The organism is Brenneria sp. L3-3C-1 (genome assembly GCF_016456245.1).
Taxonomy (GTDB): domain Bacteria; phylum Pseudomonadota; class Gammaproteobacteria; order Enterobacterales; family Enterobacteriaceae; genus Brenneria.
This window is the reverse complement of sequence record NZ_JAEMHF010000030.1, coordinates 1-1,198: the sequence shown is the minus strand read 5'-3', so window position 1 is coordinate 1,198 and position 1,198 is coordinate 1. Positions and strand designations below refer to the sequence as shown.

Annotated in this window: 1 pseudogene; it reads left to right on the top strand. The window is 48.9% G+C overall.

The window, feature by feature from the left end:
• The first annotated feature begins 80 nt into the window (after positions 1–80).
• A pseudogene (locus JG725_RS20545) lies at positions 81–1,173 on the top strand (IS3 family transposase).
• The last annotated feature ends 25 nt before the right edge of the window (positions 1,174–1,198 follow it).

The following is a 1,198-nucleotide window of genomic DNA, read 5'->3' as shown; positions in this document are numbered from 1 at the left end:
TGATCTCTTCCCATTAAACAGGACCAGGCTAAACTGGAGTTTTCTGCCCTTCTTTTCCTTAAAAAAGAGGCAATCCGGCCATGAAAAAGATCCGCTGTACTGAAGAGCAAATTGCTTTTGCCCTGAAGCAGGCTGAAACGGGCACTCGTGTGGGTGAAGTGTGCCGAAAAATGGGTATCTCTGAAGCCACTTTTTATAATTGGAAAAAGAAATTTAGCGGAATGGGCGTAACCGAGCTGCGTCGCCTGCGTCAGCTTGAAGATGAAAATCAACGTCTAAAACGGCTGGTTGCCGACCTCAGTCTCGATAAGGAAATGCTGCAAGAGGTGCTGAAAAAAAAGTTTTAAGGCCTGCTCAAAAGCGCGAAATAGTCGTATTTTTACAAGACGCATATCGAGTAGGCGGTCCTGTCGTCTGGCGATGCTAAGTCGCACGGTTTATAACTATCATTCGTGTCGTGACGATCGCGCGGTAACGATGCGCATCCGAGAAATAGCGGAAACCCGTATCCGTTATGGCTGCCAGCGCATACATATCCAGCTGAGGCGCGAAGGCTGGGTCATTAATCATAAAAAAACGCATCGTATTTATTGCCAGGAAGGACTGAATCTACGGCGTAATCGCCCCCGTCGCCATGTGAGTGCGGCACACCGGGTTGAACGGCCGTTGCTGTCAAATCCGGATCAATGCTGGAGCATGGATTTCGTTGCTGATAATCTGTTTAACGGGCGCCGGTTTCGGGCATTAACTGTGGTCGATAATTTTAGTCGGGAATGCCTGGCGATCCATGCCGGCCAGTCGCTCAAGGGCGAGGATGTGGTGGCGGTGATGGAGTGCCTGAGATTGATGCATAATCGTGTGCCGATAAGGATCCAGGCAGACAATGGCAGCGAATTTATCTCAAAAGCGCTGGATAGATGGGCGTATGAAAATAAGGTCACCATGGACTTCTCACGCCCCGGCACGCCGACGGATAATCCGTTTATCGAATCGTTTAATGGCAGCCTGAGGGATGAATGCCTAAATATCCACTGGTTCCTGTCGATGGAAGATGTGCAGGAAAAGCTCGATCGCTGGCGGGAAGAATATAACCATGACAGGACACATTCTTCATTAAATGATCTGACTCCGGCAGAATTTATCCGAAGTCACCAAAAAAGACAGATCCTCTAATTGATCCTGGGTCAGGATATGGGAG